The following is a 22,098-nucleotide window of genomic DNA, read 5'->3' on the forward strand; positions in this document are numbered from 1 at the left end:
CGTTTTTCATGTGCAGGACATCACCATGCGCCCGCTATGCGCCCTTGTCGATCTGGCCGCCATCCGCCACAACCATGCCGTTGCCAGGCGCTGCGCGCCGGGGAGCAAGGTGTTCGCGGTGGTCAGGGCCAACGCCTACGGCCATGGCGTGCGCGAGGTGGTGACGGCGCTGCATGCCGACGCCGACGGCTTTGCCGTGGCCACGCTGGAGGAAGCGGCGGAGGTGCGCGCCATGCACGGGCAGGCCCGGATTCTGGTGCTGCAAGGCTGTTTCACCGGCGAGGCGCTGCCGATGGCGGCACACCTGAGCCTGGATCTGCTGTTGCACAGCCGTGAACAGGTTCAGGCGCTGCTCGGCGCGACGCTGTCGCAGCCGCTGCGGGTCTGGCTGGCACTGGGCAGCGAGCCCTGTCAGCCAGGTTTTGCGCCCTGGGCGCTCCGCGAGGTCGCGGCGAGTCTGCATGGCGCGCCGCAGGTGGCCGAGGTCAACCTGCTCGGCCAGCTGGCCTGTGCCGAAGCGCCGGTCGACGCCGTTATCGCGCGGCAGATGGCGTGTGTTGCGGAACTGCTGGACCTGCCGTTCAGCCAGCGCTCGCTGGCCGCGTCGGCGGCGACGCTCAGCCTGCCGGCAGCGCATATGGACTGGGTCCGGCCGGGATTGATGCTGTACGGCGCGTCGCCTTTCACCGACCGGGACGCCGCGCAGTTGGGCCTGCAGCCGGCGCTGAGCCTGAACGCGCGGCTGATGGCCGTGCGCGACCTGGCAACTGACGGCTGCGTTGGCCGAGGTGCGGCGCCGTCGCGCATCGGCGTGGTCAGTTGTGGCTATGCCGACGGCTACCCCGGGCAGGCGCCGGGCGGTACCCCGCTGCTGGTGCGCGGGCGGCGCGTGCCGCTGGTCGGCCGGGTGGCGATGGACATGCTCTGCGTCGATCTCGGCGCCCTGCCCGATGCGCGGGTCGGTGACGAGGTGCAGCTATGGGGCGCGTTGTTGCCGGTGGACGAGGTGGCCCGCGCCGTCGGTTGCCGTTCCGCGGCGCTGCTCGCCGGGATCAGTGCCCGGGTGCCGCGGCGTTATGTCGGCGGTTGAGGGACACTCTGCGGCCTGCCATAGATCGCCGTGCTCGAACGCCCGGCGGCCTTGGCCTGGTACAGGGCTTCGTCGGCGGCCTTGTACAGGCTGGCGAACTGATCGGCGTGCTGCGGGTACAGGGCCACGCCGATGCTGATGGTGACGGTCAGTTGCCGGTCGCGATAGTCGACCGGCCTGGCCAGTTCGGCCAGCAGGCGCCCGGCGACTTCGTGGGCGTGGCGTTCGGCATCCTCGGCGCAGATCAGTACGGCGAACTCGTCGCCACCCAGGCGCGCCACGGTATCGTTGCCGCGCACATGCTCGCGCAGGCGCCTGGCGATGGATTGCAGCATCAGGTCGCCAGCATCGTGGCCATGGCGGTCATTGATGGGTTTGAAATGGTCCAGGTCGATCAGCAGCAGCGCCAGGCCTTCGTCCCGGCGCCGGGCGTCGATCAGGGCGCTTTCGCAGCGCTCGATCAGGTGGCGGCGATTGGGCAGCTCGGTCAGTGGGTCGTGGAAGGCCGCGTGGCGTAGCTCACGCTCGCGCAGGGAGAGGCGCTCGTTGGTGGCCTTGAGCTCGGCGGTGCGTCGTTCCACCGCGATCTGCAGTTCGTCGGCGCTGGCCTGAACCTGGGCCAGGCGCGCGGTCTTTTCGCGATCCGCCTGTTGCAGGGCCTCGGCCTTTTCGTTCTTGAGCAACTGGATGCGATAGGCCAGGGCGAAGGAGAACAGGATCGATTCGGCCGCCACCGCAATGGGAAATACGTAGGCGTTCCAGGCGGCCGGCTGGATGATCCCGGTGGCGCGCAGCAACAGCAGATTGACGCTGGCCAGGATCATGCCGTAGCCGCAGAAATACAGGCAGGCGGGAAAGTAGCCCTGGCGCCAGCGTACCGCCGAGGCCCACAGTGCCGCCGGAATGCTGGTCAGCGACAGCACGACGAACACCCAGGCGCCGAAGCCGCGCAGGCCGAAGGCATCGACCAGGACGGCGACGACGTACAACAGGCAGCTCAGGCTCAGCAGGTGGTGGGCCCAGGGCACATGGCGGCGGGTCTGCAGCAGGGTCTGGGTGAAGCGGCAGGCGCCGAAGCCCCAGAGCGCCGGGAGGCTGATGCGATCCAGCCAGAAGGGCACCGCCGCGCCAGGCCACAGGTACTGGAAGCCGTGGCCGGTCATGCTGACGATCATCAGCAGGGCGCCCGCGGTGGTCAGCACGTACCAGAAGTAGGCGGCGTCGCGCAGGCTGAAGAAGATGAACAGGTTGTACAGCAGCAGGGCGGTGATGACGCCATAGATCACGCCCAGCCAGAGGTTTTCGTCTATGACCCGGGTGTTCAGATCGTCGAGTTGCCAGACTGTCAGGGGAAAGGAGTTGCCGGCCGGATCGTAGCTGCGCAGGTAGAAGGTCAGCGGTTGCTCGTCGAGTTCCGGCAACTGGAACAACATGCGCCGGTGGGCATGGTCGCGGCCTTCGGCGAAGGCGACCCGTTCGCCGGACTGACGCAGGCGCCAGCCCTGCTCGGCATCGGGCAGGTACAGCTGCAGATCGAGCAGGGTGACGGAGGCGACCTCGAGCCACCACTGCCTTGGCGCGTCCTCCTGGCGTTGCAGGGTCACCTTGATCCACCAGGGGTCGCGGCTCTGGCCGACGCTGGCCTTGCCCTGGGCGGCGGCGAAGCGCTGCTGCACGGCAGGGTCGGCTATGTCGGCGATCTGCAGCCGGGCACCGTGATCCTCGAGCAGTTCGATGTGCCCGTTCAGGGACAGGCCGCTGCTGTGTGCATCGAGGATGATCGGCTCGGCGCGAACAGGGGCGCTCAGGCAGACCAGCATCAGTACCAGGAACAGTGAAACGCGAACAGGCCCTAATCGCTGCAAGCAGGCGCTCCTTGTGGTCCTTGTGGGCCGTCGTTCGACCGCCGTCGTCTGGCTCGAGAGTATAGCGATTGGTGACCGCCATTCACTCACTTTGCATGCCATCGGAAAGCACTTTCTTGACCCAGCGCGGCAGTCGGGTTTGGTTAAAATTTGTGCTATATTCCGCGCCCCGTGAAATTGCAGAAAAAAATGGTCATCGCCATGCACGCCGCCAAGCCGCTGTTCGACTATCCCAAATACTGGGCCGAGTGTTTCGGCCCGGCGCCTTTCCTGCCGATGAGCCGGGAAGAGATGGATCAGCTCGGCTGGGATTCCTGCGACATCATCATCGTCACCGGTGATGCCTATGTGGATCATCCCTCGTTCGGCATGGCCATCATCGGCCGGCTGCTGGAGGCCCAGGGCTTTCGCGTGGGCATCATCGCCCAGCCCAACTGGCAGTCCAAGGACGACTTCATGAAGCTCGGCGAGCCGAACCTGTTCTTCGGCGTGGCCGCCGGCAACATGGACTCGATGATCAACCGCTACACCGCGGACAAGAAGATCCGTTCCGACGACGCCTATACGCCCGGCGGCCTGGCCGGCAAGCGTCCGGATCGCGCCAGCCTGGTGTACAGCCAGCGCTGCAAGGAAGCCTACAAGCACGTGCCGATCGTGCTCGGCGGCATCGAGGCCTCGCTGCGCCGTATCGCCCACTACGATTACTGGCAGGACAAGGTGCGTCATTCGATCCTGATCGATGCCTGCGCCGACATCCTGCTGTACGGCAATGCCGAGCGCGCCGTGGTCGAGATCGCCCAGCGCCTGGCCTATGGCCAGAAGATCGAGGACATCTCGGACATCCGCGGTACCGCGTTCATCCGTCGTGATACGCCCCAGGGCTGGTTCGAGCTCGATTCCACGCGGATCGACCGCCCGGGCCGGGTCGACAAGATCATCAACCCCTACGTCAACACCCAGGACACCCAGGCCTGCGCCATCGAGCAGGAAAAGGGAGCGGCCGGCTCAGGCCCGGTCGAAGACCCGAACGAAGCCAAGGTGGTGCAACTGCTCGCGCACCCGCGCCTGGAGCGCGACAAGACGGTGATCCGCCTGCCGTCGTTCGAGAAGGTACGCAACGACCCGGTGCTCTATGCCCACGCCAACCGCGTGCTGCACCTGGAGACCAACCCGGGCAACGCCCGCGCCCTGGTGCAGCGGCACGGCGATGTGGACGTGTGGTTCAACCCGCCACCCATCCCGATGACCACCGAGGAAATGGACTACGTGTTCGGCATGCCCTATGCGCGCGTGCCGCACCCGGCCTATGGCAAGGAGAAGATCCCGGCCTACGACATGATCCGTTTCTCGGTGAACATCATGCGCGGCTGTTTCGGCGGCTGCACCTTCTGTTCGATCACCGAGCACGAGGGTCGGATCATCCAGAACCGCTCTCACGACTCGATCATTCGCGAGATCGAGGAGATGCGCGACAAGGTGCCGGGCTTCACCGGCGTGGTTTCCGACCTCGGCGGGCCGACCGCCAACATGTACCGCATCGCCTGCAAGGACCCGGAGATCGAGAAGCACTGCCGCAAGCCGTCGTGCGTGTTCCCGGGTATCTGCGAGAACCTGAATACCGACCACTCGTCCTTGATCGAGCTGTACCGCAAGGCCCGCGCGTTGCCGGGGGTGAAGAAGATCCTGATCGCCTCGGGGCTGCGTTATGACCTCGCCGTCGAGTCGCCGGAGTACGTACGGGAACTGGTCACCCACCATGTCGGCGGCTACCTGAAGATCGCCCCCGAGCACACCGAGCGCGGCCCGCTGGACAAGATGATGAAGCCGGGCATCGGTAGCTACGACACCTTCAAGCGCATGTTCGAGAAGTATTCGAAGGAAGCGGGCAAGGAGCAGTACCTGATCCCGTACTTCATCGCCGCACACCCGGGTACCACCGACGAGGACATGATGAACCTCGCCCTGTGGCTCAAGCGCAATGACTTCCGCGCCGACCAGGTGCAGGCCTTCTATCCGTCGCCGATGGCCACCGCCACGGCCATGTACCACTCGGGCAAGAACCCGCTGCGCAAGGTCACCTACAAGAGCGATGCCGTGGAAATCGTCAAGAGCGAGCAGCAGCGGCGCCTGCACAAGGCGTTCCTGCGCTACCACGACCCCAAGGGCTGGCCGATGCTGCGCGAAGCCCTGGAGCGCATGGGCCGTGCCGACCTGATCGGCAACGGCAAGCACCAGTTGATCCCGGCCTACCAGCCCAAGGTCGACGAATACCAGAGCGCACGGCGCAAGAACTCCACCCCGGCCGGCAGCAAGAAGCTCGGCAAGGCCGCCGCCGGCAATGGCAGTACGCGCATCCTGACCCAGCACACCGGCCTGCCGCCGCGCGGCAGCGATGGCGGCAATCCGTGGGACAAGCGCGAGCAGGCCAAGGCCGCCGCCCAGGCGCGCAACCAGCAGGCTGCCAGGGAGCGTGCCGGGGCTAAGGGCAAAGGCAAGAAGCCGGTGAAGAAGCCCGTTGCACCGCGTTAAGGCGAAGCGGCCTTCGGCCTTCGATCAAAAGCGCTTGAGGCTGGAAAGCTGGACGAAAGAGCCTGTGCGGTTTGCTTGTCGTTCAGCCTCCAGCCTTTAGCGCTCCTATCGGCCTTTGCGGGCGTACAGCCTAGTCGAGGCTGAAGCGGCAGGTCAGATAGCGGTTGCTGGCGCCGTAACGCAGGATCGAGAAAAGCCGCTTGAACAGGTACAGCGGGTGGCTGCGGTAATACGCCAGTACGGCGTTGCCGACGCCTTCCGAGCGGTGCTGGCGTGCGGCTTTCCTGGGCTTCTTGAACAGCCCGGAAAACTCCCAGCGCTGGATCTGCTCGAAACGTTCCCAGGGCTTCAGGCCATGGCGGCGGAACAGCCTGAAGAAGCTGCGCGGGCTGAAGTCGTGAAGGTGATGCGGGTTGCCATCCAGGGTTGGCGTGGTCGGCACCGAGGCGATGATGCGCCCGCCCTTGGCCAACAGGCTGACGTAGTTGTCCACCAGGCGAACCGGGTCGGGCAGGTGCTCGATGGTTTCCAGGCTGACGATGCTGTCGAAACCCTCGTTGTCGGCGAAGGTTTCGGCATTGGTGCACAGGTAGCGCAGGTTGGGCTTCTGGTAATGGGCCTGGGCGTAGGCGATGGCCTCGGGATCGAGGTCGATGCCGGTGATCTGCTTGTCCGGGTGTCGCTCGGCCAGCAGCGCGCTGCCATAGCCGCAACCACAGGCCATATCGAGCACGCGTTGGCCATGCAGCGAGCGGCTGGCGAACTCGTAGCGCTGGATGTGCAGGTCGAGCGTGGCCTGGTCGGCGGCCAGCTGTCGATCCATGTTCAGCGGATAGATGCGTTCGAGGGTGTGCATTCAGGCACGTCCTGGCAAGGGTCAAGGGGCCACGAGAATATAAGACAGTCGCGCCCCTGTGGCCCAGTACCTTCGGCGGTGCCGGTCAGCCGTAGCGCTTCTTCGCTTCGATGGCCAGGCCACTGCCGATGCTGCCGAAGTTGTTGCCTTCCACATGCCGGGCGTTGGGCAGCAGGGCGGCGACGCTCTGGCGCAGCGCCGGGATGCCGCTGGAGCCGCCGGTGAAGAACACCGTGTCGACCTGCTCGACCGTCACGCCGGCGTTGCCGAGCAACTGCGTGACGCTGCCGCGAATACGCTCGAGCAGCGGTTCGATGGCGCTTTCGAACAGCTCGCGGGTCAGCTCCGCCACCAGGCCGGGCTCGATGCGTTGCAGGTCGATGGGGCGGTTGGCGCGTTCGGTCAGTTCGATCTTGCTCTCTTCCACCTGCATGGCCAGCCAGTGTCCGGCACGCTGTTCGATCAGCCTGAACAGACGATCGATGCCGATCGGCTCGACGATGTCGTAGCGCATGTTCTGCAGCGCTCTCTGCGAGGCTGGTGCGTACAGCGCGTTGATGGTGTGCCAGGTGGCCAGGTTGAGGTGGAAGCTGGTGGGCATCAGCGCCTCGCTCTTCATCCGGCTGCCATAGCCGAACAGCGGCATCACGCCCTGCAGGCTTAGTTGCTTGTCGAAATCGGTGCCGCCGATATGCACGCCGCCCGTGGCCAGGATGTCGTCCTGGCGCTCGGCCAGGGCGCGCCGCTCGGGGGCCAGGCGTACCAGGGAGAAGTCCGAGGTGCCGCCGCCGATATCGACGATCAGCACCAGTTCTTCGCGCTGGATGCCCGATTCGTAGTCGAAGGCGGCGGCAATCGGCTCGTACTGGAAGGACACGTCCTTGAAGCCGAGCTTGTGCGCCACGGCGACCAGGGTGTTCTGCGCTTCCTGATCGGCGGCGGGATCGTCGTCGACGAAGAACACCGGACGGCCCAGCACCACTTCCTCGAACGGTCGCTCGGCGACCGCTTCGGCGCGTTTCTTCAGCTCGCCGATGAAGAAACCGAGCAGGTCCTTGAACGGCAGCGAACTGCCCAGCACCGTGGTCTCGCTTTTCAGCAGCTTGGAACCGAGCAGGCTTTTCAGCGAGCGCATCAGGCGGCCTTCGTAGCCTTCGAGGTATTCCTGCAGGGCCAGGCGTCCGTAGACCGGACGACGCTCCTCGATATTGAAGAACACCACCGAGGGCAGCGTGATCTTGCCGTCTTCCAGCGCGATCAACGGGTCGCTATCGGGGCGCAGCCAGCCTACCGTGGAGTTGGAGGTGCCAAAGTCGATGCCGCAGGCGCGGGCGGGTGTGGAAAAAGACATGCTCGCACTGTTCCGGAAAAACGGCCGCGCATTCTATGTCAGTGCGCGCTGGAATGCTGCTCCGGTTGTCAGGGCAGGGGCGGTGTCTGTGCGTCGTCGCGCTTGAGGCGCCACTGGCCCCACTCGAAGCCCAGCACCACGATCAGCGACAGGGCGAAAGGCAGCAGCAGGTAGAAGCCGCGGAACACGATCAGCGCGGCCAGCACGTCCGAGGCGGGAATCTCCGGCAGCGCGGCGAGAAAGCTGACTTCCAGCACGCCCAGGCCGCCCGGGGCATGGGACAGCAGCGCCAGGGAGAAGGAGGCGAGGAACACGCCGAGCACCACCGGATAGCCCGGGTTGTACGCGGCGGGCAGGGCGAAATAGATGATCGCCGCGGCGCAGGCCAGCTCCAGCGGGCCGGCCAGCAACTGGCGGCCAACGATGCGCAGGCGCGGGTATTCGACGTGCAGCTTGCCGAAATTCCAGGGTTTGAACTGCAGCCACGAGCCCAGCACGTACAGGCCGACCAGCAGCAGCAGGAACGAGCCGACGGCGATGGAAACCAGCGGGGTGACGTCCAGCACGCGATGGATCAGATCCGGCTGCAGCACCAGCACACAACCGCTGGCCAGCAGGGTGCCGAGGGCGAAAGTAAAGGAACAGAAGACGATCAGAATGCCGATTTCATGGGGCGTCAGGCCCTTGGTCCGGTAGGCGCGGTAACGAACGACCGCGCCGGAGAACACCGAGGCGCCGATGTTGTGGGCCAGGGCATAGGTGGTGAAGGAGCAGAGGGTGATGAAGCGCCAGGAAATCTTCTTGCCCAGGTGGGCGATGGCGATGCGGTCGTACCAGGCCAGGGCGCAATAGGCGCCCAGGGTGGCGGCACCGGCGAGTAGCCAGTTGAGGTGCGGAATGGCCTTGAGGCTTTCGGCGATCTCGTCGAGGGAAATGTTGCGTACTTCGCGGTAGAGCAAGAAACAGGACGCCACCACGGCACACAACCCGATCAGCGTCCAGATCAGGTCACTGCGTTTCATCGTGGGTTTGGTACCTTGCAACTGCGATCCCCTGTTTCACGTCTCTATGGACAGTCGGCTCTGCATTCGATGAGCTGTCGCAACCATCGTTCATACCTTATCCCGGGGCATATCCTGCCGCGATGTAGGTGTACAGGGTGCGCAGTATCACGGAGGCGGGCCCGATGCTCAACTGGCACCGCTTTACAGGCCGTTACCGAGTGTGTCGTTTCCGCCGGCCAAACCCAGTGTCAGCGCGGCCAGCACGGCATAACGGGTAGTTTTTGCGAGGCTTACGATCAGCACGAAACGCCACAGTGGTTCGCGCATGATGCCCGCCACCAGGGTCAGTGGATCGCCAATGACCGGCAACCAGCTGAGCAGCAATGACCAGCGTCCGTAACGGCCATACCAGGCCTGGGCCTGCTGCAGACGTTTATCGCTGACCGGGAACCAGCGGCGCCCGCGAAAACGCTCGAGATAGCGGCCGAGCCACCAATTGACCAGCGAACCGAGCACATTGCCCGCGCTGGCGACCAGCAGCAGTGCCCAGATCGGCTGGGCGGCGCCGAGCAGCAGCGCCACCAGCAACGCCTCGGACTGCAAAGGGAGCAGCGTCGCCGCGCCGAACGCGGCGACGAACAGCCCCAGATAGGCGTAGATATCCAGCAAGGCGCCAGGCCGTCAGGATGGCTTGTCCGCCTCGGCGTTGGCCATGATCTCTTCCAGCTTGAGGCCGGTGAGGCCGTGGATGGTGCGCCACAGGTAGTAGAAGATGGCCATCAGCATGATCATCGACGGGATGGCGATCATCGGGTAGCTGAGCAGGGTCATGCGCCCCAGCTCGTCGTTGAAGGCCTCGCTGCCGGCCGGGCTGGTGACGATCCATTTGGCCAGTACGTAGTTCATCGCCGAGGAGAAGAAAAAGGTGCCGCTGAGCCAGTAGGTGGCCCTGAGCAGGCGTGCCTCGAAGCGTTCGGTATGGCCGCCCTGTTCCAGGCGCTCGTGGATCTTGTCGACGTTGAGCACGGCCTTGTTGAACAGCATGGTGCGGATCAGCGGGTAGCGGGTGCGGGTCGATACCAGCACGGCGATGCCGATCAGACCGGGGATCGCCGCTTCCTTGATCGCCAGCCACTGGGTGTTCAGGTGCAGCAGGCCGATGCCGCCGGTGAGGATCACGCTGACCAGGCCGAGCAGGGCGACGAAGTTGAATTTGCGGTACTTGATCAGTTCGAAGGCGCCCCAGCCCAGGGGGAAGGCCAGCGCCAGCAGCAGCGCACCGTCCGGGCCCAGGCGCGCTTCGCCGCTGAGCTTCATGAGAATCAGCGACGGGATCAGGATGCTGATCAGCAGATCGATCAGCGGGCGCGGTTTGTGTGTCGCGGGCGGGGTATGGGTGGCGTCGGTCATGTCGTTCAGTGTGCGAAGAAGAACCGCGATGATCGCCTGACTGGCCCCGCTCTGCCAGCCCGATTGTCGGTTGGATCATGACAAAGTTGTTCCGTGGCGCATTTGCCGGGCTGGTGCCTGACTCCAGTCAGTCAAGCGTTTGGCCGCAAAGCGGCGGTTTGCCAGGCCCTGTGGGAGCCGCGACCCCGCGGCGATGGGTGGCCGTGACAGGCTTCGTGCGATGGCCGCCATCGCATCGCGCCGAGGTCGACGCTCCTGCACGGGCGGCGGTTTGCCGCTCTGCTCCTGCAAAAAACTTATCCGATCGGCATTAGGGCTAAATGCCGGCTTTCGTGACATGGCAGATTGCCCTGCTTAGTGGCTGAAATGGATCGCGTACTGCGGTAGATTAGCTGATATTGCTGTCTGGTTTTTTCACTTTCCAGGGGCTGCGAGAGTGGCGACAGAGCCCTGACATCCTGATTGCCAGTGGCCAATCGATGATCCAGCTGCAGCACGAAGGGAGCGGCCGATGGCCCTGTTGCATGGTTACGCTGTGTTGCTCTGCGGGCTGATGCTGTGGGCCGGCGGTGTCTGCGCCGAGCTGCGCATCTTCACCGAGAGCGCGCGTCCTACGGCTTTCGAGGAAGACGGCGAGTTGCGTGGTTTCGGGGTCGACGTGGTACGTGCCCTGATCGCGCGCACCAGCCGGCCGGCGACGATCCAGGTGTTGCCCTGGACACGCGCCTACAGCATCGCCCAGCGTGAGCCCGATGTGGGCCTGTTCGCCATGGTGCGCACCGTCGACCGCGAGAAGCGCTTCCAGTGGGTCGGGCCGATCCTGCAGGGCAAGGGGCGTTTCTACTCGCTCAAGGCACGCCAGTTGCGCATCGATGACCTCGACGCGGTGGCGGCCAGCGGCCCGCTCGCGGTGCCCAAGCAATGGTACAGTTACGAAGTGCTGAGCCGCATGGGCCTGGACAATCTCTATGGCGTGCCGACACCCGATATCATGGTCAGCATGTTCCGCCATGGCCGGGTCAAGCTCATCGCCCTGGAGGACATACTGCTCGAGGACATGCTGGCCCCCGCCGGGCTCACCCCCGCCGACGTGCAGCCGCACATGCCCTTCATGGAGACGGCTTATTACATCGCCTTTTCCCTGGATACCGACCCGGCGATCATCGCCGAGTGGCAGCAGCAGTTGGCGGAAATGCGCCGCGATGGCAGTTTTTCGGCGATTTTCCGCCAATGGCTACCCGGCGTCGAACCGCCGTAAGCCCGGCACCGAGTTGGCTGGATAATTGCTGCTATATGGCACGACCGGAGGCCCCTGGCGGTTTTCCACCTGTAGTGCATGGCGAACGTGCGCCGGCACGACCTGAGCCGTTACCCGCGGCGCGTCTCCCGGGCGGAGCAGCGCGCTTGTATTCGTTTCTGCCGGCTGCAGCGAGACAGACGAGCCATGCTCAATGGCCCCGCTCGTGCAGCCCCGATTCATCTGACGTTTTGGACAATGCCTTATGCCGAACATGCAACGTGCTTCCCACCATGAATTGCGCCGCGCCTTCCGCTCCCTGCTCACCTCCGATGCTTGCTACCACACCGCTTCGGTGTTCGATCCGATGTCGGCGCGCATCGCCGGCGATCTGGGGTTCGAGGTCGGTATCCTTGGTGGTTCGGTGGCTTCCCTGCAGGTGCTGGCGGCGCCGGACTTCGCCCTGATCACCCTCAGCGAGTTCGTCGAACAGGCCACCCGCATCGGCCGTGTCTCGCGCCTGCCGGTGATCGCCGACGCCGACCACGGCTACGGTAACGCGCTGAACGTGATGCGCACCGTGGTCGAGCTGGAGCGTGCCGGTATCGCCGCACTGACCATTGAAGACACGTTGCTGCCGGCCCAGTTCAATCGCAAGTCCACCGACCTGATCAGCGTCGCCGAAGGCGTCGGCAAGGTACGCGCGGCCCTCGAGGCGCGCGTCGATCCGGACCTGGCGATCATCGCCCGGACCAACGCCGGCGTACTCAGCATCGACGAAGTGATCCGCCGTACCGTGGCTTATCAACAGGCCGGTGCGGATGGCATCTGCATGGTCGGCGTCGAGGATTTCGCCCATCTGGAAAGGATCGCCGAGCACCTCAGCGTACCGCTGATGCTGGTCACCTATGGCAATCCGCAGTTGCGCGACAACGCGCGTCTGGCCAGCCTGGGCGTGCGTATCGTGGTCAACGGACATGCCGCCTACTTCGCCGCGATCAAGGCCACCTACGATTGCCTGCGCGAGCAGCGCGACGCCGTGGCCAGCGACCTGAGCGCCTCGGAACTGTCGCACAAGTACACCCAGCCCGAAGACTACATGGCCTGGGCCGAGGACTTCATGAACGTCAAGGAGTGAGCGACGCGGCATCGGGCTGAGGCAGTGCGAGGCACGCCGTCGGCCGCCGCTTGCCAAGTCCGCTCGCCCGCTCCTATCTTCAGGTTCGGCACCTTGAACGGGAGAACGTTATGGCTACCGGTTGGGCGCAAGACGGCGCCGTGCAGGAACAGATCGACAGCACCATCGAGGATGCCGTGCAGCGCGCGCGCAGCCAGTTGCCCAAGGGCGAAAGCCTGAGCCATTGCGAAGCCTGCGACGCGCCCATCCCCGAGGCCCGGCGCAAGGCCATTCCCGGGGTGCGCCTGTGCGTCGCCTGCCAGAGCGAGCAGGACGAGGAACAGGCGAAATTCAGCGGTTACAACCGCCGTGGCAGCAAGGACAGCCAGTTGCGCTGAGCCGCCGCCAATACCTGCCTGGACGCCGAGGAGCGCGCCACTGGCGTTCACATAGTTCCAGGCACTGGGAGCACGGGTAAGTCCGACAAGGCTGGAGACGTCCTTATGCGATCAATCGTGCCCCGCTTCTGGAGGCGTTTTCAGGCTGGCCGCGCCAGCGATGGTGAAGCCTGTGCCGAGTAGAGCGAACAGCAGGACGGCTCCCCAGAGCGCGCCGATATCTTTCACCACGGCGGTGTTGGCCGGGTTGTCGCGCAGATAGAGAACCTCGACCTGAATCCCTGTGCGATAGCCGAATATGAACCGCCTTGAGCATAGGAAATAGCTTCGCCGCGCTGATCAATGAAGTCTATCTGGGGGTGGGAGCCGCCGGCATTGAGGGCGCTTACCCGGCCTTCCGTGGTGCTCGCGATCTTTATGAATTGCAGGCGTGAGACGCCCTGGAAGGCGGCGATGATCAGGAGAACCGCGCCGACAAAGATGAAAAGCGAGGCCTTGAGGCGATTGCTGGAGGGGCTGGACATTCCGTTCGTTGCTCCGTTCTTCCATGTGCTGAATCCGTCGACAGGACCAGGGGCGCCAGGTCCCCCGGACGATGACCACCGTTACGCTCGGGTCGACTGGCTCGGTAAGGTAGTGCCTTGGGGTCGTCGTTGCGATGATCTCGTTCACATTTGCCCACGAGACTGGCGCCGCGATGCGGAGCGCCGCAGCCCTATTCATCCAGCCTGCCAACGATAGCGAATGGCCTGTTCCTGGACTGCTCCGCGTTCAGCCCCGGCTGTGACTCCATTATCTCCCCCGTCCAGTCTGCCGGGACCAGCCCTTGCCCGATATGGCGGTGAAGGGATGAGTACGGCCAGTCACCGGGATGGGTGACATACCCATGCCTGACCGGGTTGAAGTGGATGTAGTCGATATGCCGTTGCAGATCGTCCTGATCGTGGATGCAGTGCTCCTTGTAACGCCGTTGCCAGATGGCGCGCTCACGCTTCAGGTGGCGTGACAGCGAGATCGGCTCCGTGCTTTGCAACTGCCGTGAAAAAGTCGATTTGATCAATGCCCAGCGGGTCGCATAGGCGCAGTCGCCTTCGGGCAACCGCCAGATGCAGTGCAGGTGGTCAGGCAATATAACCATGGCGGGTATGCCGAAGGGATGGCCTTTGCGCACCTCGCGCAAGGCGTTGCGTAGCAGGTCGATCCGTTCTGTCAGCAGATTCTGCGAGCGGTCGGCCAGGTTGACCGTGAAGAAGTAGGTGCCGCCCGGCACCCAGGTGCGTCGATAGCGCATGTTCACCGTCCTTGGTGAAGTGAGTGACCCTTGGAGTGTAGCCCGGGGGCAGCGTATGCACGGAGTGTTGGGCTTCGCTGCGCTCAGCCCAACCTACGCTTCGCGCTCCTCGTATTCAGAACAGGAAGTAACGCTGCGCCATGGGCAGCACCTCGGCCGGTTCGCACCAGAGCAACTGGCCGTCGGCCTTGACCTGGTAGTTCTGCGGGTCGACCTCGATGTTCGGCAGGTAGTCGTTGTGGATCAGGTCGCTCTTCTGCACCTCGCGGCAGCCCTTGACCACGCCGATGCGTTTCTGCAGGCCGAGTTTCTGCGGTACGCCGGCATCCGCCGCGGCCTGGCTGATGAAGGTCAGGCTGGTGGCGTGGCGCATGCCGGCATAGCTGCCGAACATCGGCCGGTAATGCACCGGCTGCGGGGTGGGGATGGAGGCGTTGGCGTCGCCCATCAGGCTGGCGGCGATGGCGCCGCCCTTGAGGATCAGGGTCGGCTTGACGCCGAAGAAGGCCGGGCGCCAGAGCACCAGGTCGGCGAACTTGCCCACCTCGATGGAGCCGACTTCATGGCTGATGCCATGGGTGATCGCCGGGTTGATGGTGTATTTGGCGATGTAGCGCTTGACCCGGAAGTTGTCGTTGCCCGGCGCGTCCTCGGCCAGCGCGCCGCGCTGCTGCTTCATCTTGTCGGCGGTCTGCCAGGTGCGGGTGATCACTTCGCCGACGCGGCCCATGGCCTGGCTGTCGGAGCTGATCATGCTGAATGCGCCGAGGTCGTGGAGGATGTCCTCGGCGGCGATGGTCTCGCGGCGGATGCGGCTTTCGGCGAAGGCCACGTCCTCGGCGATGCTCGGGTCGAGGTGGTGGCAGACCATGAGCATGTCCAGGTGTTCGTCGATGGTGTTGCGGGTGAACGGCCGGGTCGGGTTGGTCGAGCTGGGCAGCACGTTGGGCAGGCCGCAGGCCTTGATGATGTCCGGGGCGTGGCCGCCGCCGGCGCCTTCGGTGTGGTAGGTATGGATGGTGCGGCCCTTGAACGCGCCCAGGGTGGTTTCGACGAAGCCGGATTCGTTGAGGGTGTCGGTGTGGATCGCCACCTGGATGTCGTATCGGTCGGCCACCGCCAGGCAGTTGTCGATGGCGGCGGGGGTGGTGCCCCAGTCCTCGTGCAGCTTGAGGCCGATGGCGCCGGCCTCGATCTGCTCGATCAGCGGTTCGGGCAGCGACACGTTGCCCTTGCCGGTGAAGCCGATATTCATCGGGAAGGCGTCGGCGGCCTTGAGCATATTGGCCATGTGCCAGGGACCGGGGGTGACGGTGGTGGCGAAGGTGCCGGTGGCCGGCCCGGTGCCGCCGCCGATCATGGTGGTGGTGCCGCTCATCAGGGCTTCTTCGATCTGCTGCGGGCAGATGAAGTGGATATGGGTGTCGATGCCGCCGGCGGTGAGGATCATGCCCTCGCCGGCGATGACTTCGGTGGCGCCGCCGATGGCGATGCTCACGTCCGGCTGGATGTCCGGGTTGCCGGCCTTGCCGATGGCCTGGATGCGCCCGTCCTTGAGGCCGACGTCGGCCTTGACGATGCCCCAGTGATCGACGATCAGCGCGTTGGTGATCACCGTGTCGACCACATCTTTCGCACAGAGCTGGCTCTGGCCCATGCCGTCGCGAATGACCTTGCCGCCGCCGAATTTCACTTCATCGCCGTAGGTGGTGAAGTCCTTCTCCACTTCGATCCACAGCTCGGTGTCGGCCAGGCGCACCTTGTCGCCGACGGTGGGGCCGAACATGTCGGCGTAGGCGCTACGGGATATCTTCATGTTTTCAGCTCCTTCCAATTCGCTTGAGGCTGAAGGCTGGAGGCTGGACGAAAAAGCGGCTCTCGTCCGGCCTATGGCCTCCAGCGCTCTTTTCGTCTTTACAGCCTTCCCATCACCCGACCGGCGAAGCCGAACACGCGGCGCTCGCCGGCCAGCTCGACCAGTTCCACCTCGCGGCTCTGGCCCGGTTCGAAGCGCACCGCGGTGCCGGCGGCGATGTTCAGGCGCATGCCCCGGGTGCTGGCCCGATCGAAGATCAGCGCATCGTTGGTTTCGAAGAAGTGGTAGTGCGAGCCGACCTGGATGGGGCGGTCGCCGCTGTTGGCCACGCTGAGGGACAGGGTACGGCGGCCGGCGTTGAGTTCGATCTCGCCGTCCTGGATCTGGTACTGGCCGGGAATCATCGGTCTCTCCTCGACAGGGTCTTGTAGTAGATGGCGTTGGCCCGATACTGGCCATCGGGACCGCAGGCGTAATCGGGCAGACCGCCGATACAGTGGTAGCCGATGGCGCGGTAGAAAGGCTCGGCGCCACTGCCGGCTTCCGTATCGAGGTACAGCAGCCCGCGTTGCAGTTGTCGGGCGCGGCTCTCCAGTTGTTGCATCAGCAGGGCGGCGATGCCGCGGCGTCGTGCGCTGCTCAGCACCAGCAGTTTCTGTACTTCGGCACGGTTCAGGCCATTGGCCTTCTGGCACAGGCCGAGTTGCACGCTGCCCAGAATGCGGGCGTTTTCCTGGGCGATCCAGAGCAGTTGCGTGCCGTTGCCCAGGCCCTGGCGCACCTCGTCGAAATAGGCATTGGCCTGTGCGGCATCGAGGTCGGCGAGAAAACCCACCGAAGCGCCATGGGCCACGGCATCGAGGAGCAGTGCGATCAGCCCCGGGCGCTGTGCGTCCAGGCCATGTTCGTCGAGCGACAGCAGCTGCAGCATCAGGGCACGCCCCGTTCGGGGGTGAGGGTCAGTTGCATGAAGGTCAGGTCCAGCCAGCGACCGAACTTGCAGCCCACCTGCGGCATCTGCCCGGTGCTGGCGAAACCGAGGCGCTCATGCAGGCGGATCGAGGCGAGATTGCCGCTTTCGATGGCGGCGACCATCACGTGCTTGCCGCATTCGCGCGCCTGCCCGATCAGCGCCTGCATCAGCAGGGGCCCCAGGCCCTGGCCACGCTGATCGTTGCGGATGTACACCGAATGCTCGACGGTATGGCGAAAGCCCTCGAAGGGGCGCCAGTCGCCGAACGAGGCATAGCCGAGCACCTCGCCCGCGGTGTTCACCGCGACCAGCAGCGGATAGCCCTGCCGGGCGCGACTCTCGAACCAGGCCTGGCGGTTGGCCAGGTCCACCGGCTGTTCGTTCCAGATCGCCGTGGTGTTGAGCACGGCATCGTTGTAGATGCTGAGGATGCCGGGCAGGTCTTCGGCAACGGCAGCACGGATAAGGGCAGGCATGGCGGCACTCAGGCAATCGGTTGGTGGACGGTGACCAGCTTGGTGCCGTCCGGGAAGGTGGCTTCGATCTGGATTTCCGGGATCATCTCCGGTACGCCTTCCATCACCTGCTCACGCGCCAGCAGGGTGGTGCCGTAGTGCATCAGGTCGGCCACCGTGCGGCCGTCGCGGGCGCCCTCGAGCAGCGCCGCGGAGATGTAGGCCATGGCTTCCGGGTAGTTGAGCTTGACGCCCCTGGCCAGGCGCCGCTCGGCGACCAGGCCGGCGGTGAAGATCAGCAGCTTGTCCTTTTCGCGGGGTGAAAGGTCCATCATGTGCTCCATTTCGTGGATTGGATCGGGGGCTCGCAGCCTGGCGAAGCGCGATCCGATACTGGCAACGACGGATTACGCCCTCGGCTAATCCATCCTGCTTTCTTGTGTGGGGACATTTTCCCCTAGGTGCTCCAGATACGCGGCGGCACGGCATGGCGGCCGAGCAGGGCCGGACGCAGCAGGTGCCAAAGATCGATCAACCAGGCCCGTGCGTGCAAGGTTTCCCGGGCCAGGCAGCGGGCCACCAGCAGGCTGGGCAACTGGCTGAGGTCGCCGCGAACCCGGGTGCCATTCGCCGTGGGCAGCTCGCGGCAGCGTTCGAGCAGTTCGGCATCGGCTTCTCCGGTGATCAGCAGGGTGGCGAATACCGGCCAGCCGTCCAGGCCGATGGGCGAGTCGAGCAGGGCATCGCCGCCGCCGATGCGCTGGCGCTCGTGCCAGAGCAGCTGGCCGTCGCGGCGAATGTCCAGGTGTGCGTGCAGGTGGCCCTGGTCGAAGCGCTCGGCGCTGGCGGGACGACCGAGGGCGACGATGTCCCAGTACAGCAGGCGGGCATCGCCGTGCAGGTCGATGCGGGTGTGCAGTTCGGCCTGGGCGGCGCAATAGACGATGGTTTCCTGGGGTAGCCACTCCAGGGTGGCGCCCGCTTCGACCTGCAGGTCGAGCTGCTGGCGGGCCGGCGCGTTGGCGCGGTACCACTTGGCCGCACCGGGGCTGGTCAGCTGTGCCCAGGCGTTTTCGCCGACCCGGGCCGCGATGTGCAGGCGATCGCCGCCGGCGATGCCGCCGGGCGGGTGGACGATGATGTGCTGGCAGACCTGCTCGCCCTCGGCATACAGATGTTTCTGCACCCGTAGCGGGCCCTGGTGGCGGCGTAGCACCGGACGCGTGGCGTTGCCGACACGGGCATAGGCCAGCTGCAGTTCGGCATGCCAGTTGGGGGTGAACAGCGGTGCGGGCGCATTCATTGGGGCGGTGGTCGATCCGGGTGCGCACGATGGCGATGGTGGATTATCGAGCAATAGCCGTGCCTTGTGCGGCCGTGCACCGGCATTGGCCCCACACTGGCGCATCGAGTGACGGGCGCGGGGCACGGCGGATTCGTTTTTGCCCTGTAGTGGTGCATTGATTCCTGATCAGGTGGCCAAGTTGGTGCTTGCCAGCGGCTGGCCCGGCTAAATGGCGACATCGCTGGCGTGGGACTCATCCCGGCGGATTCTGCGCCGGGAAGGGGTCGGCCAAGCCATTGTCGGCGTCGCATGCGGCGGCCCCAGCTATGATGATCGAGAGCGGCTGAGTTGCTTTACGCCCGGAAACCGATCGGAGCCTGTCATGACATTACTACCGGTAAGCGTGGCGAAACGGATGACCTGGGGAGTCTTGCTGCTGTTGAGCCTGACCAGTCTGGCGGTCTATTCGGTGATGACCCTGCGCGGCAAGCCGCAACTGATGGCGGCAGGGGTCACCGCCGCCGAGCAGGCGGCGGCTGCCCTGGCGCGCCAGCTCGCTTTGCAACTGAGCGAGATTCAGGGCACCACGGCGGCCCTGGCGCACCTGGCCGAGGCCTTGCCGCGTGACGCGCAACTGGTACGCGACAGCCTGCCCGGGGTGATCGACAGCCAGGGCGACCAGGCCATCGCCGGGGGCGGCCTGTGGCCCGAGCCGGGGGCATTCGAAGCCGGCGTGCAGCGACGCAGTTTCTTCTGGGCGCGTAACGCCGGTGGTCAGCTCGAATACAGCGACGACTACAACGCGGCCGCAGCCGCTGCCTATCAGGGCGAATCCTGGTACAGCGCGGCCCGCTCGGCCGCGGCTGGTCGTTGTGTCTGGTCGGAAGGCTACCTCGACAGCGTGACGGGCGTGGCCATGACCACCTGCAGCGTGCCTTACCGGATCGCGGGGCAGTTCGCCGGTGTGGCGACGCTCGACCTGCGCCTCGACGGCCTCGCGCAGTTCCTGCAGCGCGAAGGCAACGTCACTGGCGGTTACGCCTTCGTCGTCGATCAGGCGGGCAATCTCCTGTTCTTCCCCGGGGTCGAGGCGACCGGCGAACTACCGACCCTGGCCGCCCTGGTCGCCCGCAACCCGGCCATCCAGCCTTTGCAGGCGGCGTTGCAGGCGGCCCGTTCGGGGCAACAGACCTCGGTGCTGGAGCGCGACGAGCAACTGCAGGGGCCTGCCTACATCAGCTTCGAGCCCCTCGGCAACACCGGCTGGCAGCTGGGATTGGTCACGCCGGAGCGTCAGGTCACCGGCCTGTCCCAGCGCCTGACGGGCGAGATCCTGCTGTTCCTGCTGCCCTTGCTGGCCCTGTTGCTGGGACTGGCCTGGCTGGCCGGTCGGCGCCTGCTCGCCCAGATCGAGGAGACCACCGGGCAGATCGAGCAGCTCGGCCAAGGCGGCGGCGCCGAACTCCAGGTGCAGCGGGCTGACGAGATCGGCGCTTTGCGTGCGGCAGTCAATCGCTATGCCGGTTCGCTGCGGGCCATGCTGCTCGATATCGCCGAGGAGTCCCGGGTGCTCGAGGGGCAGGCTTCGGAGCTGGCGCGCTTGTCGGTGACGATCGCCGAACGTGCCGAGACCCAGCGCGAGGACAATGCCTTGCTGGCCACTGCCATTACCGAAATGTCGGCCAGCGCGCAGGAAGTGGCGGGTAATACCACGGATTGTTCGGACACGGCCGATCGCTCACTGCTGGCGGCGCGTCAGGGCCAGGGCAGCGTGCGTGGCAACAGCGAGTCGATCCAGGCGCTGGCGCAGGAGATCGGCCAGGCCGAATCGGCCATCGCTCGCCTGGGGCTGGATATCGAGCGCGTCGGCAGTGTGCTCGACGTCATCACCTCCATTTCACAGCAGACCAACCTGCTCGCTCTCAATGCCGCCATCGAGGCCGCCCGCGCCGGTGAGCAGGGCCGTGGTTTCGCCGTGGTGGCGGACGAAGTGCGCACGCTGGCGGGACGCACCCAGGCATCGGCCAACGAGATCCAGGTCATGATCGGCCAGTTGCGAGAGGCCTCCGGGCAGGCGGTCGCCACCATGCAGGCCGGTGTCGGACGCACCCGCGAGGCGGTCGAGCAGGCCAACGGCGTTGCGGCCACGCTGGAGGGGACGGTGAGCGGCTTCGAGGACATCGTCCAGCGCGCCCAGCAGATCGCGGTGGCCGCCCAGGAACAGAGCCACGTGACCCATGAGATCAGTGAACTGGCGGTGCGTATCCACGGTGCCAGCGAAGAGGGGGCGCGTGACTCCGGGGCCTTGCGCGAACTGGGTCGTGGCGTCGAGGAGCTGTCCCAGCGCCTGGCGCGGATGAGCCGCAGCCGTTAGCAGGCTGTTGAAAAACTACCTGCGTTGCCGCTGCTTCGTTAAAAACAGGCTCGTGTGCGAGTCCAATCAAAATGCTCATTTACAGCACGTAAACTCCGCTTTCTCGCCTGTTTTTGCCTCGCATCGGCTGCCTCGCCTACGTTTTTCAACGGCCTGTTAGAGCCGTGGCCCGGCTCTGCCTGACTGAACGATCCTGGATGGAGTGGCGGCAGCTCCCAGAGGGAGGCCGGGCGCAGGGCGCGCCCGGCGTTGCCGTCACTTGTCGCGGTCGACGGCGAACGGGCTCCAGGCCTGACGGCTGGGCATGATTTCCAGGCGGTTGATGTTGATATGGTCGGGCAGGGTGGCGACGTAGAAGATCTGCTCGGCGATATCTTCGGCGGTCAGCGGCGTGGTGGTGTTGTACAGGGCGTCGGAAGCGGCCTGGTTGCCCTTGGTGCGCACCAGGGTGAACTCGGTTTCGGCCATGCCCGGGGCGATGTCGGTGACGCGCACGCCGGTGGCGATCAGATCGCAGCGCAGGTTGAAGCTGAACTGTTTGACGAACGCCTTGCTGGCGCCGTAGACGTGGCCGCCCGGATACGGCCATTCGCCGGCCACCGAGCCGATGTTGACGATGCTGGCGCCCTTGCCGGTTTCCAGCAGTTTGGGCAACACGGCATGGGTGACGTTGACCAGGCCGGTGATGTTGGTGTCGATCATGGTGTGCCAGTCCTCCAGCGCCACCTTCTGCGCCGGTTCCGGGGCCAGGGCCAGGCCGGCGTTGTTGATCAGCGCGTGAACCTTGTCGAACGGTGCGGGCAGTGCGTCGACCAGGGCCTGCACGGCCGTGGCGTCACGCACGTCGAGGGCGGCGATATGCACCGGTACCTTGCTTTCGAGCTCGGCCTTGAGCGCTTCCAGGCGCTCCAGGCGACGGCCGCTGAGCACCAGCGCCCAGCCCGCTTCGGCGAAGCGGCGTGCCGTGGCACGGCCGAAGCCGGAGGTTGCGCCGGTGATGAAAACTACCTTGGTCATGTTCTGCCTCTTGTCAGGGGTGTCAGTAAC

The 22,098-nt window shown here is 65.3% G+C and carries 20 protein-coding genes and 1 pseudogene; 6 read left to right on the forward strand and 15 right to left on the reverse strand.

The genetic code is table 11. From position 1 onward, the window contains the following. The first annotated feature begins 25 nt into the window (after window positions 1-25). Window positions 26-1,090: an alanine racemase gene (gene alr, locus DNK34_RS07645; protein WP_131173322.1), complete on the forward strand. Its 1,065-nt coding sequence runs from the start codon at window positions 26-28 to the stop codon at window positions 1,088-1,090. Here the strand turns inward: alr and DNK34_RS07650 are convergent. Beyond that, window positions 1,075-2,910 (reverse strand): diguanylate cyclase domain-containing protein, encoded by a 1,836-nt coding sequence (locus DNK34_RS07650; RefSeq protein WP_131173411.1) that lies wholly within the window; start codon window positions 2,908-2,910, stop codon window positions 1,075-1,077. The genes alr and DNK34_RS07650 overlap by 16 nt on opposite strands. A 246-nt stretch (window positions 2,911-3,156) precedes the next feature. On the opposite strand from DNK34_RS07650, the gene DNK34_RS07655 reads away from it, so the two are divergent. Further along, entirely contained in the window at window positions 3,157-5,484 is a 2,328-nt protein-coding gene (locus tag DNK34_RS07655; protein ID WP_131173321.1) for a YgiQ family radical SAM protein, read from the forward strand. Window positions 5,485-5,614: 130 nt separating this feature from the next. On the opposite strand, the gene DNK34_RS07660 is transcribed toward DNK34_RS07655, so the two are convergent. From DNK34_RS07660 to DNK34_RS07680, 5 genes are all read right to left on the reverse strand, one after another. Further along, window positions 5,615-6,340, reverse strand: coding sequence for a class I SAM-dependent methyltransferase (locus DNK34_RS07660; protein ID WP_131173320.1), 726 nt, complete (start codon window positions 6,338-6,340; stop codon window positions 5,615-5,617). An 85-nt stretch (window positions 6,341-6,425) separates the two neighbouring features. Further along, window positions 6,426-7,691, reverse strand: coding sequence for an Hsp70 family protein (locus DNK34_RS07665; protein WP_131173319.1), 1,266 nt, complete (start codon window positions 7,689-7,691; stop codon window positions 6,426-6,428). A gap of 68 nt (window positions 7,692-7,759) precedes the next feature. Further along, on the reverse strand, window positions 7,760-8,713 hold the full coding sequence (locus DNK34_RS07670; protein WP_131173318.1) for a lysylphosphatidylglycerol synthase transmembrane domain-containing protein: 954 nt from the start codon (window positions 8,711-8,713) through the stop codon (window positions 7,760-7,762). 183 nt (window positions 8,714-8,896) lie between these two features. Continuing rightward, window positions 8,897-9,364: a YqaA family protein gene (locus tag DNK34_RS07675; protein ID WP_207401570.1), complete on the reverse strand. Its 468-nt coding sequence runs from the start codon at window positions 9,362-9,364 to the stop codon at window positions 8,897-8,899. Between the two features lie 12 nt (window positions 9,365-9,376). Beyond that, window positions 9,377-10,105: a VC0807 family protein gene (locus DNK34_RS07680; protein WP_131173317.1), complete on the reverse strand. Its 729-nt coding sequence runs from the start codon at window positions 10,103-10,105 to the stop codon at window positions 9,377-9,379. Window positions 10,106-10,616: 511 nt separating this feature from the next. On the opposite strand from DNK34_RS07680, the gene DNK34_RS07685 reads away from it, so the two are divergent. The 3 genes from DNK34_RS07685 (at window position 10,617) to DNK34_RS07695 (ending at window position 12,857) form a co-directional block, all read left to right on the forward strand. After that, a complete protein-coding gene (locus tag DNK34_RS07685; RefSeq protein WP_131173316.1) occupies window positions 10,617-11,363 on the forward strand; it encodes a substrate-binding periplasmic protein in 747 nt (248 codons plus the stop codon). 253 nt (window positions 11,364-11,616) lie between these two features. After that, on the forward strand, window positions 11,617-12,480 hold the full coding sequence (locus DNK34_RS07690) for an isocitrate lyase/PEP mutase family protein (protein WP_131173409.1): 864 nt from the start codon (window positions 11,617-11,619) through the stop codon (window positions 12,478-12,480). Window positions 12,481-12,590: 110 nt separating this feature from the next. Further along, complete coding sequence (locus DNK34_RS07695; protein WP_131173315.1) at window positions 12,591-12,857, forward strand: DksA/TraR family C4-type zinc finger protein; 267 nt, start codon at window positions 12,591-12,593, stop codon at window positions 12,855-12,857. A gap of 111 nt (window positions 12,858-12,968) precedes the next feature. Here the strand turns inward: DNK34_RS07695 and DNK34_RS07700 are convergent. The 8 genes and pseudogenes from DNK34_RS07700 to DNK34_RS07735 all read right to left on the reverse strand — a co-directional run bounded on the left by DNK34_RS07700 (window position 12,969) and on the right by DNK34_RS07735 (window position 18,695). After that, window positions 12,969-13,381, reverse strand: a pseudogene (locus tag DNK34_RS07700) (DUF3592 domain-containing protein). Window positions 13,382-13,572: 191 nt separating this feature from the next. Next, window positions 13,573-14,148, reverse strand: coding sequence for an REP-associated tyrosine transposase (locus DNK34_RS07705; protein WP_242675295.1), 576 nt, complete (start codon window positions 14,146-14,148; stop codon window positions 13,573-13,575). Between the two features lie 115 nt (window positions 14,149-14,263). After that, on the reverse strand, window positions 14,264-15,964 hold the full coding sequence (gene ureC, locus DNK34_RS07710) for an urease subunit alpha (protein WP_131173313.1): 1,701 nt from the start codon (window positions 15,962-15,964) through the stop codon (window positions 14,264-14,266). A gap of 98 nt (window positions 15,965-16,062) precedes the next feature. Beyond that, complete coding sequence (locus tag DNK34_RS07715) at window positions 16,063-16,368, reverse strand: urease subunit beta (protein WP_131173312.1); 306 nt, start codon at window positions 16,366-16,368, stop codon at window positions 16,063-16,065. Further along, entirely contained in the window at window positions 16,365-16,895 is a 531-nt protein-coding gene (locus tag DNK34_RS07720) for a GNAT family N-acetyltransferase (RefSeq protein WP_131173311.1), read from the reverse strand. Before DNK34_RS07720 ends, DNK34_RS07715 begins: the two co-directional genes overlap by 4 nt. Further along, complete coding sequence (locus DNK34_RS07725; RefSeq protein WP_131173310.1) at window positions 16,895-17,413, reverse strand: GNAT family N-acetyltransferase; 519 nt, start codon at window positions 17,411-17,413, stop codon at window positions 16,895-16,897. The genes DNK34_RS07720 and DNK34_RS07725 overlap by 1 nt, the downstream gene beginning before the upstream one ends. Before the next feature lie 8 nt (window positions 17,414-17,421). Next, window positions 17,422-17,724: an urease subunit gamma gene (gene ureA / locus DNK34_RS07730; protein ID WP_131173309.1), complete on the reverse strand. Its 303-nt coding sequence runs from the start codon at window positions 17,722-17,724 to the stop codon at window positions 17,422-17,424. 125 nt (window positions 17,725-17,849) lie between these two features. Beyond that, entirely contained in the window at window positions 17,850-18,695 is an 846-nt protein-coding gene (locus DNK34_RS07735) for an urease accessory protein UreD (protein WP_131173308.1), read from the reverse strand. Between the two features lie 397 nt (window positions 18,696-19,092). Here DNK34_RS07735 and DNK34_RS07740 point away from each other — a divergent pair, with 397 nt between their 5' ends. Continuing rightward, window positions 19,093-21,051 (forward strand): methyl-accepting chemotaxis protein, encoded by a 1,959-nt coding sequence (locus DNK34_RS07740; RefSeq protein ID WP_242675294.1) that lies wholly within the window; start codon window positions 19,093-19,095, stop codon window positions 21,049-21,051. A 255-nt stretch (window positions 21,052-21,306) separates the two neighbouring features. On the opposite strand, the gene DNK34_RS07745 is transcribed toward DNK34_RS07740, so the two are convergent. Further along, window positions 21,307-22,068: an SDR family NAD(P)-dependent oxidoreductase gene (locus tag DNK34_RS07745; RefSeq protein WP_131173306.1), complete on the reverse strand. Its 762-nt coding sequence runs from the start codon at window positions 22,066-22,068 to the stop codon at window positions 21,307-21,309. Window positions 22,069-22,098 lie beyond the last annotated feature (30 nt).

Origin of the sequence: Phytopseudomonas dryadis, assembly GCF_004327355.1 — a bacterium.
GTDB classification, from domain to species: Bacteria; Pseudomonadota; Gammaproteobacteria; order Pseudomonadales; family Pseudomonadaceae; genus Aquipseudomonas; species Aquipseudomonas dryadis.

Excerpts from the sequence above, each read along its gene's own strand:
- alr (WP_131173322.1), top strand. The coding sequence starts at position 26 with ATGCGCCCGCTATGCGCCCTTGTCGATCTGGCCGCCATCCGCCACAAC.
- DNK34_RS07650 (WP_131173411.1), bottom strand. The coding sequence starts at position 2,910 with ATGCTGGTCTGCCTGAGCGCCCCTGTTCGCGCCGAGCCGATCATCCTC.
- DNK34_RS07655 (WP_131173321.1), top strand. The coding sequence starts at position 3,157 with ATGCACGCCGCCAAGCCGCTGTTCGACTATCCCAAATACTGGGCCGAG.
- DNK34_RS07660 (WP_131173320.1), bottom strand. The coding sequence starts at position 6,340 with ATGCACACCCTCGAACGCATCTATCCGCTGAACATGGATCGACAGCTG.
- DNK34_RS07665 (WP_131173319.1), bottom strand. The coding sequence starts at position 7,691 with ATGTCTTTTTCCACACCCGCCCGCGCCTGCGGCATCGACTTTGGCACC.
- DNK34_RS07670 (WP_131173318.1), bottom strand. The coding sequence starts at position 8,713 with ATGAAACGCAGTGACCTGATCTGGACGCTGATCGGGTTGTGTGCCGTG.
- DNK34_RS07680 (WP_131173317.1), bottom strand. The coding sequence starts at position 10,105 with ATGACCGACGCCACCCATACCCCGCCCGCGACACACAAACCGCGCCCG.
- DNK34_RS07685 (WP_131173316.1), top strand. The coding sequence starts at position 10,617 with ATGGCCCTGTTGCATGGTTACGCTGTGTTGCTCTGCGGGCTGATGCTG.
- DNK34_RS07690 (WP_131173409.1), top strand. The coding sequence starts at position 11,617 with ATGCAACGTGCTTCCCACCATGAATTGCGCCGCGCCTTCCGCTCCCTG.
- DNK34_RS07695 (WP_131173315.1), top strand. The coding sequence starts at position 12,591 with ATGGCTACCGGTTGGGCGCAAGACGGCGCCGTGCAGGAACAGATCGAC.
- DNK34_RS07705 (WP_242675295.1), bottom strand. The coding sequence starts at position 14,148 with ATGCGCTATCGACGCACCTGGGTGCCGGGCGGCACCTACTTCTTCACG.
- ureC (WP_131173313.1), bottom strand. The coding sequence starts at position 15,964 with ATGAAGATATCCCGTAGCGCCTACGCCGACATGTTCGGCCCCACCGTC.
- DNK34_RS07715 (WP_131173312.1), bottom strand. The coding sequence starts at position 16,368 with ATGATTCCCGGCCAGTACCAGATCCAGGACGGCGAGATCGAACTCAAC.
- DNK34_RS07720 (WP_131173311.1), bottom strand. The coding sequence starts at position 16,895 with ATGCTGCAGCTGCTGTCGCTCGACGAACATGGCCTGGACGCACAGCGC.
- DNK34_RS07725 (WP_131173310.1), bottom strand. The coding sequence starts at position 17,413 with ATGCCTGCCCTTATCCGTGCTGCCGTTGCCGAAGACCTGCCCGGCATC.
- ureA (WP_131173309.1), bottom strand. The coding sequence starts at position 17,724 with ATGGACCTTTCACCCCGCGAAAAGGACAAGCTGCTGATCTTCACCGCC.
- DNK34_RS07735 (WP_131173308.1), bottom strand. The coding sequence starts at position 18,695 with ATGAATGCGCCCGCACCGCTGTTCACCCCCAACTGGCATGCCGAACTG.
- DNK34_RS07740 (WP_242675294.1), top strand. The coding sequence starts at position 19,093 with ATGACCTGGGGAGTCTTGCTGCTGTTGAGCCTGACCAGTCTGGCGGTC.
- DNK34_RS07745 (WP_131173306.1), bottom strand. The coding sequence starts at position 22,068 with ATGACCAAGGTAGTTTTCATCACCGGCGCAACCTCCGGCTTCGGCCGT.